We start from the raw sequence: 8,012 nt of genomic DNA, 5'->3' as shown, positions 1-8,012 counted from the left end.
CCGGCCTGACCATCCGCACCATCCGCATGAAGGATGGGCTTGCAGAAGTGCGCGTCGGCGCGACCTGCCTGTTCGACTCCGATCCGGCCGCGGAAGACCGCGAATGCCAGGTCAAGGCGGCGGCGCTGTTCCAGGCGCTGCGCGGCGATCCGCCAAAGCCGCTGTCGACCTTCGCGCCCGATGCGACCGGCTCGGGCAAGCGGGTGCTGCTGATCGACCACGACGACAGTTTCGTGCACATGCTCGCCGACTATTTCCGCCAAGTCGGCGCCAGCGTCACCGTGGTCCGCTATGTGCATGCGCTCGACATGCTCAAGCAGAAGAATTGGGATTTGCTGGTGCTGTCGCCCGGACCGGGGAGGCCCGAAGATTTCGGGATCAAGAAGACCATCGACGCGGCGCTTCAGAGGAAGCTGCCGGTGTTCGGTGTCTGCCTCGGCCTGCAGGCGATCGGTGAATATTTTGGCGGCGAGCTCGGGCAACTGACGCATCCCGCCCACGGCCGGCCGTCGCGGGTGCAGGTGCGGGGCGGACGCCTGATGCGCAACCTGCCGAACGAGATCGTGATCGGCCGCTATCATTCGCTGTATGTTGAACGCGACAGCATGCCGGACGTTCTATCGGTGACGGCGAGCACCGAGGACGGCGTCGCCATGGCGCTCGAGCACAAGACGCTGCCCGTCGCCGGCGTGCAGTTCCACCCGGAGTCGCTGATGTCGCTCGGCGGCGAGGTGGGTTTACGAATTGTGGAAAACGCGTTCCGGCTGGATGCTGGGGCAAATTGAGTAAGGGCCGTCATTGCGAGGAGCGAAGCAATCCAGACTGCTGCCGCGGAGAAGATCTGGATTGCTTCGCTTCGCTCGCAATGACGGTGGAAAAGCCAGAGCGAGATGACCATGACCTTTGACCACGATCTGAAGGCGAGCGTTCGCACCATCCCGGACTATCCAAAGCCCGGGATCATGTTCCGCGACATCACGACCCTGCTTGCGGATGCGCGCGCCTTCCGCCGCGCGGTCGACGAGCTCGTGCATCCCTGGGCCGGCAACAAGATCGACAAGGTCGCCGGCATGGAGGCGCGCGGCTTCATCCTCGGCGGCGCGGTGGCGCATCAGCTCTCGGCCGGCTTCGTGCCGATCCGCAAGAAGGGCAAGCTGCCGCACACCACGGTGCGCATCGCCTATTCGCTGGAGTACGGCATCGACGAGATGGAGATGCATGTCGACGCGGTCGCGCCCGGCGAGCGCGTCATCCTGGTCGACGACCTCATTGCCACCGGCGGCACAGCAGAGGGCGCGGTGAAGCTGCTCAGGCAGATCGGCGCCAATGTGATGGCGGCCTGCTTCATCATTGACCTGCCCGAGCTCGGCGGCGCCGCCAAGCTGCGCGCCATGGACGTGCCGGTGCGCACGCTGATGACGTTCGAAGGGCATTGAGGGGGCGTCACGCCGCGCTCAGATCGCTTCGGCCTTCAGCTCCGACAGCCAATGCAGCATGCGCTCCTTCAGAAGCGCATCGCGGACATAGCTCATCTCTTCCTCGTCCAGCCGCTCGCATTCGGCGAAGCTCAGGTTTGCCGCTCCATGCGCGTTCCAGGCTGCCTGAAGCGTGCGGCAGGGGTGTCCGCCCTGGCGCAGCGTGAACCAGATGCGGTTCTTGACCTTCTCCAGATCGAGCGCCTGGCCGACCCAGGCTTCGCCTGTCGCCGCGCAGCTGATGACGTAGATGCCGACGGCGGTCTTGCGCTCCTTGTAGGCGGCGATCGCGGCCTTTCGGTCGATGCTCATGGGCTTGGTCTCGCGGGGAAGGGTGTCGCGCGAGCTGATACAAGCCGCCGGGCGGCCGGTCAATATTACCCGGATAAAATAAATCAGGACCGTTGCAGGATCAGGCTCAGCTCGACCTCCCGGAAGGCAAGGTAATTCCGCCGGATCCATTGGTGCAGCTCGGTCGACGAATCCTTCTCCTGGCGCAGATAGCCGGTGAAGGAGAAGCTCAGCCGGTCGATATAGGTCTTCAGGAAGCCCGGCAGCGCCGGCAGGCGGAACAGCCGGCCTCCGGCCATTGCGGGCGGCAGCTCGCCGCGGACGACATATTCGTTGTCCACGGTGATTAGATTGATCCGCGGGATCTGCGCGCGCAGCGTCTCGTAGGCGCGGCCCGAGACGCGGTCGGTGTCGGCGACGAACAGGATCATCGGCGCCACATGGCGGCGGGCGGCTTCCTTCAACAGGCCGATCTCGTCGGTCATCTTGAAGAACTCGTCGAAGGCGTGGAAGCCGAGATCGATCACCTTGCTCAGGCCGTCATCGACGATGACGCGGTCCATGAGCTGCATCTTGCCGTAGGTATCGATGACGTCGGCCGTCTCGGTGACCTTCGGCAGATAGTCGAGCAGCGACGGCTCCTTCAGATTGACGTCGAAGGCCGCGACATCACCGTTCTTGAGCAGCAGGAACTCGGTCAGCAGGCGCGCGAGCAGCGTCTTGCCGACCTGCGGTCGGGGTGAGCAGATGATGTAGACGGGCGTGGCGGCCATTAGCAGCTATATCAGGCGGGTTCGGCGCCCAATCCAGCCGCATCTGCTGCTTGCCTGCAACTATTTTTCGCTGCTGCGGGCAGCGGGCTTGGATCCGACGATGTCGGTCAGCCGGATGCGGTCATACTCGCTCCAGACGTTCGCCAGCCAGTGCCGGACATAGCCGCGCAGCACGAAGGAGTAGTTCGCGGCCTCGTCGTGGATGCCCTTGTTGGCGACGAATTTCAGGAACGGAACGGACGAGACCTCGACCTGCTCATAGGCCATTTCGTTGAGCTTCGGAATGGTCAGCTCGGTCGCGTCCTTGATGCGGTGGAAGTAGGAATTGTAGGTCGCCTGGTCCCACTGGAAGAACTGTGTGTCGTTGATGAAGTTCTTCACCAGGAAATATTTTGCGCCGGTCATGAAGCCTGCGGTCTCGGCGATCTCCTCCAGCGAGGCGATCGACGGCCCCAGGATGTGGAACACGGCGAAGGTGATCTGGCCGGCCTTGGCGGCGTCGAGGAAGCCGATGTCGCGCAGCGAGGCGAGCGCCGGCGAGAGCAGGCCGGCGCGGACGTCGATCACGGTCACCGACGGGCTCACCGCGTTGAGCGTGTCGAAGATCTTCATCTGATCGGCCGTCGTCGTCATATCGACGATCTCGGTGATTTCAGGGTGAAAGCGCTTCAGGGTTCCGCGCGGGGATTCCGTGTCGAACGCGCGGGTCGGCACGTTGTTGGCGGAAAAATAATCGAGCAAGGTGCGCGATACCGTGGTCTTGCCGACCCCGCCCTTGTCCGCGCCCACCACAACCACTGCCGGCTTTGCCATTGACGTCCCCTAAACGCGCGCCCCCGATCGCGACGCGCAATCGGCCGGGCCCCAAATCGATGTCCCGAGTCTGCTGTTGGGCGCGAACATGGCAGAAACAAGGGAGAATTCAATTCCTCGCGGCCTCGTTGCGGCAATTCCCGCGGTTTTTCCCAATCGGCGTGAAATCCGCCACGCATTCTCCGCTGTCATCGCCCGCCTTGTGCGAAATTGCGCACTGGGGCGGGCGATCCCGTATTCCAGAGAAGTTAGTGGGATGCAGGATTCCCCGCTTTCGCGGGGAATGACACGATCGTGGAGGAGGCAACGGATTTGTGGCAATACGCGCTTAATGACGACCCCAGGGCCCCATTGGATTGCCGACGGGGGTTCCGGAGCGGTCGGGCGCGGTGCCCTTCGGCGCATCGGCCTGCGTGCCGGAATCGTTCCAGGGGCCGGTGGGCAGCGCCGGCGGGGTGTCGCGCCGTTCCGCCTGCGTGCCCGATTCTTCGGCTTCGTCCGACGGCGGCGGCAGCGGGCCCGGGTCATGGCCGCCGGCAAAATCGACCAGCGCCTTGATCCGCGAGTCCACGGAGGGGTGGGTCGCAAACAGGTCGGCGAAGCCCTCGCGGGGATTGTCGACGCAGAGCTCCATCACGGCGGAGGTCGCGCCCGGCAGCTCGCCGCGGCCGTCGATCTTGCGCAGTGCCGAGATCATCGCGTCGGGATTCTTGGTGAGCTCGACCGAGCCGGCATCGGCCAGGAATTCGCGCGAGCGCGACAGCGCGAGCTTGACCACCTGCGACACCAGCCAGGCCACCACGATCAGCACCACCGCAATGATGATGACCACCACCGCGCCGCCGCCGGAGCTCTTGCTGTCGCTGGACGAGGACGATCGCGACGAGGAGGACGAACCCGACGACCACGAGCCGCCGGAGCCGGAACTCCAGCTGAAGCTGGTGAACATGCGGAAGAACAACTCGCCGAAGAAGCCGACCACACCGGCGATAATCACGGCAACCACCATCAGCTGCACGTCGCCGTTCCTGATGTGGGTGAGCTCGTGGCCCAGCACCGCCTCGATCTCCTGGTCGTTCAGCGCTTTCATCAGACCCGTGGTGACGGTGATCGCGTATTGCCGCGGGTTGAGGCCGGTCGCGAACGCGTTCAGCGCCGGGCTCTCCATGATCTTCAGCTTCGGCATGGTGATGCCGCGCGAGATGCAGAGATTTTCGAGCAGATTGTAGAGCCGCGGCTCTTCCTGCCTCGTCACGTCGTGGCCGCCGGTGACGGCGTCGATCATCGACTGGTGGAAGAAATAGGCGATCACGATCCAGGCGATCGCGCCGACGGTCGCGAAGGGCGAGGCCTTGATCAGGTCGGAGAAGGCACTGCTCAGGTAATAGGCGACGGACTGATTGCCGTTGATGACGACTTCGGCGACCAGCGCGCCGGCATAGACCAGCACGTAGATCAGCAGGAACAGCCCCGCGAGCAGCACCATCGAACGAAACTTGTTCGAGGCGATATGCGTGTAGAGACCATACGCGGCCATGGCGCGCCGTCCTGCCGGTCAATCGTTTCAGATCAGAACTTGACCTGTGGCGCCGCCTCGACCTCGGTGCGGCTCGCGCCGAGATCGAAGAACTCCTTGCGCGTGAAGCCGAACATTCCGGCGAACAAGGCGGCGGGCATCTGCTGGATGCCGGTGTTGTATTCCTGGACCGCGTTGTTGAAGAAACGGCGGCTCGCCGCGATCTTGTTTTCGAGATCGGAGAGCTCGCTCGCAAGCTGCTGGAAGTTGGCGTTGGCCTTGAGGTCGGGATAGGCCTCCGACAGTGCGATCAGCCGGCCGAGCGCGCCGGAGAGCTGGTTCTCGGCCGCGGACACTTGCGCCGGTCCCTGCGCCGACATCGCCGAATTGCGCGCCTTGATGACGTCGTCGAGCGTGCCGCGCTCATGCGCGGCGTAGCCTTTCACGGTCTCGACCAGGTTCGGGATCAGGTCATGCCGCTGCTTGAGCTGCACGTCGATATCGGCAAAGGCCTGGCTGACGCGCTGGCTCAGCGCCACCAGGCGGTTGTAGGCGCCGAAGGCGAACAGCACGAGGACGACGATGACGCCGAGAACGATCCAGCCGGTCGACATGGAGAACTCCTGAAGGGGGAAGAAGGCGGATAGCGTAAACCAAAATGACGCCGCGCGGCAGGCCGGCGCCCAAGGCGGGCAAAAGGCAGGTAAGCCTTGGTCGGGCGCGGGCCCATTCCAGTTCAAGGGAAAAGCGCCGAACGAGGTTAACTTTCGGCCATGACGGCATCGCCCCAGCGCCAGCGGCGGGCGCTCGCATAGGCCGCCTTGTCCCGGCGCGGCACTTTCGTGAGTTGGACGCCCTCTTCGGTACAGAGTTTTGCGGTGATCTCGACCTTGCCGATATCAGGCTCTGCCAGCACGCGCGAAAAGCGCGCGGCGATGGGCGTGCGGGTCAGCGCCACATAGATGAACTTCTCGTCCTCGAAGGGGACCTCGGCCCCCTTGATCTGCCGGTGCGCCTGCGAGCGCGGCAGGCGCTGGGCGAAATGACACCAGTCGGGCGCGACGAGCGGGCAGGGGTAGTCGTGCGGGCAGGGCGCGGCGACATGCGCGCCCGATGCAATCAACTGCTGACGCAGCGCAAGGATGCGCGAATAGCCAGCCGGCGTGCCGGGCTCGATCACGAGGAGCGCGTGGCGCGCCTTAGCCCACATCATGTCTGCGAGCGCGCGCTGGTCGTGCTCACCCAGCTCTCCGATCACGTAGCTCGCGACGACGAGATCGGCGGACGCAGCCTCCGCGAGGTTCGCCGCGGCGTCGCCCGGCAAATAGCGGCAGTCGGCCAGTCGCGTGCTGTCACGCGCAAGCTCCAGCGCCAGGCTGCTCAAGGTGCGGTTGGCATCGAGCAGGGTGAAGGATTGCAGCGAAGAGAAGGCTTCCGCCGCCGCCCAGCTCGCGGTGCCCGGCCCCGCGCCGACATCGAGCAGGCTTTCCGGGGCAAGCTCCGGCGCGATCGCGGTCAGCGCATTCAGGCTGGCCGCAACGGCGGCATAGGTCGCGGGCATGCGCGCGAGCGCATAGGCCAGCGCATCGGCTTCTGACCTGATGGCGCCGGAGCCGCCGCCAGCGCGATAGGTGCTCGAGATTTTCTGCGATCGCTGTGCAGCGTCGGTGCGGGAGAAGCCTTGCAGCTTCGCGTCGAGAGCGGCCTTCAGTTCGGCGGGAAGGGTCGGAGGTATCATTGACAACCTCACGTCATTCCGGGGCGCGCGTAGCGCGAACCCGGAATCCAGAGGTTATAGCGCGAGATTCCGGGTTCTCGCTTCGCGAGCCCCGGAATGACGCAGAAATCGTCACGCCACGTTCTGGTCGAGAATGTCCACGGCCTCTGCCAGGCTCACCGACACGAGCTGCGAGACGCCGCGCTCGGCCATGGTGACGCCGAACAGCCGGTTCATCCGCGCCATGGTGATCGGGTTGTGCGTGATGATGATGAAGCGCGTGTCGGTCGAGGCGGTCATCTCGTGCAGCAGGTTGCAGTACCGTTCGACGTTGTGGTCGTCGAGCGGCGCGTCGACTTCGTCCAGCACGCAGATCGGCGACGGGTTGGTGAGGAACACCGCGAAGATCAGCGCCATGGCGGTCAGCGCCTGCTCGCCGCCCGAGAGCAGCGACAGCGTCTGCGGCTTCTTGCCCGGGGGTTTTGCGATGATCTCGAGACCGGCTTCCAGCGGATCGTCGCTCTCGATCAGGTGCAGCGCCGCCTCGCCGCCGCCGAACAGCTCGACGAACAGCCGCTTGAAGTGGTTGTTGACGACCTCGAACGAGGTCAACAGCCGCTCGCGGGCCTCCTTGTTGAGGCTCTGGATGCCCTGGCGCAGCCGCTTGATCGCTTCGACGAGGTCGTCGCGCTCGGTGGTGAGGCCCGTGTGCTGCGCCTCGACCTCGCGCAGCTCTTCCTCGGCGCGCAGGTTCACCGCACCGAGACGCTCGCGGTCGCGGCGCAGCTTTTCCAGATCTTCCTCGATCTCGTGCAGCGGCGGCAGCTCGGCGCCGGGCTCGATCTCGGCGAGGCCCGCGACCGCCTGCGGCTCGACCTCGAGCATGTCGCGGATTTCGCGCTCGATGTCTTCGAGCCGGCGCCGCGCGCCTTCCATGCGCTCCTCGGCGCGCGCGGTCGCCTCGCGGGAGCTCGACAGCGCTTCGAGCGTCAACTTCGCCACGCGATCGGTCTCTGCCATGGCCGTTTCGGCCTCAGCGAGCGCGTCGGCGGCGACGCGGCGATCGTTCTCGGCGTATTCGATCTCGTTGATCAGCGCGCTGCGCTTCTCGGCAAACACCGCGGGCGCATTCTCGAGATCGCTACGTTCGATCGAGACCTCGGTGATGCGGGCCTGGATGGTGTCGATGTGGGAGGTCGCGCTCTGCTTCCGGTTCTGCCATTCGGTGCGCTCGGCGAGGATCGCCTGCACGCGGCGGTCGGCGAGCTCGGCCTCGCGGGCGAGGGCCTGCGCCTCGGCGCGGACCTGGGCGGCCATGCGGCGATGGCCCTCGATGTCGCTGCGCACGGCGGCGAGCCGGACCTCGGTGTCTTCGCTCGACGACAGCTCGGAGATCGCGGCCGCTGCATACTCATGCGCGGCCTCGG

9 protein-coding genes are annotated in these 8,012 nt (G+C 65.3%); 2 read left to right on the top strand and 7 right to left on the bottom strand.

The annotated features are described in order from the left end of the window. Both QQL28_RS45225 and QQL28_RS45220 read left to right on the top strand, forming a co-directional pair. Positions 1-785 (top strand): glutamine amidotransferase-related protein (locus QQL28_RS45225; RefSeq protein WP_284276327.1); only part of this gene is annotated, 785 nt, incomplete at its 5' end. A gap of 111 nt (positions 786-896) precedes the next feature. Then, positions 897-1,436: an adenine phosphoribosyltransferase gene (locus QQL28_RS45220; RefSeq protein ID WP_284276325.1), complete on the top strand. Its 540-nt coding sequence runs from the start codon at positions 897-899 to the stop codon at positions 1,434-1,436. 18 nt (positions 1,437-1,454) lie between these two features. Here QQL28_RS45220 and QQL28_RS45215 read toward each other — a convergent pair whose 3' ends face one another. From QQL28_RS45215 to QQL28_RS45185, 7 genes are all read right to left on the bottom strand, one after another. Next, positions 1,455-1,787, bottom strand: a complete 333-nt coding sequence (locus QQL28_RS45215; RefSeq protein WP_284276323.1) for a GIY-YIG nuclease family protein — start codon at positions 1,785-1,787, stop codon at positions 1,455-1,457. A gap of 83 nt (positions 1,788-1,870) precedes the next feature. Continuing rightward, complete coding sequence (locus tag QQL28_RS45210) at positions 1,871-2,539, bottom strand: hypothetical protein (protein ID WP_284276321.1); 669 nt, start codon at positions 2,537-2,539, stop codon at positions 1,871-1,873. A gap of 60 nt (positions 2,540-2,599) precedes the next feature. Then, positions 2,600-3,352: a P-loop NTPase family protein gene (locus QQL28_RS45205; RefSeq protein ID WP_284276320.1), complete on the bottom strand. Its 753-nt coding sequence runs from the start codon at positions 3,350-3,352 to the stop codon at positions 2,600-2,602. Positions 3,353-3,680: 328 nt separating this feature from the next. Continuing rightward, on the bottom strand, positions 3,681-4,889 hold the full coding sequence (locus QQL28_RS45200) for a M48 family metallopeptidase (RefSeq protein WP_284276319.1): 1,209 nt from the start codon (positions 4,887-4,889) through the stop codon (positions 3,681-3,683). Between the two features lie 32 nt (positions 4,890-4,921). Then, positions 4,922-5,482, bottom strand: a complete 561-nt coding sequence (locus QQL28_RS45195; RefSeq protein ID WP_284276318.1) for a LemA family protein — start codon at positions 5,480-5,482, stop codon at positions 4,922-4,924. A gap of 146 nt (positions 5,483-5,628) precedes the next feature. Next, on the bottom strand, positions 5,629-6,606 hold the full coding sequence (locus QQL28_RS45190; RefSeq protein WP_284276317.1) for a small ribosomal subunit Rsm22 family protein: 978 nt from the start codon (positions 6,604-6,606) through the stop codon (positions 5,629-5,631). A 111-nt stretch (positions 6,607-6,717) separates the two neighbouring features. After that, positions 6,718-8,012: chromosome segregation SMC family protein (locus QQL28_RS45185; RefSeq protein ID WP_431309736.1), on the bottom strand; the 1,295-nt coding region annotated here is incomplete at its 5' end.

The organism is Bradyrhizobium iriomotense (assembly GCF_030160715.1).
In the GTDB taxonomy this organism is placed as follows: Bacteria; Pseudomonadota; Alphaproteobacteria; order Rhizobiales; family Xanthobacteraceae; genus Bradyrhizobium; species Bradyrhizobium iriomotense.
Note: the sequence above shows the minus strand (reverse complement) of the source record. Positions and strands in the feature narration are given on the sequence as shown.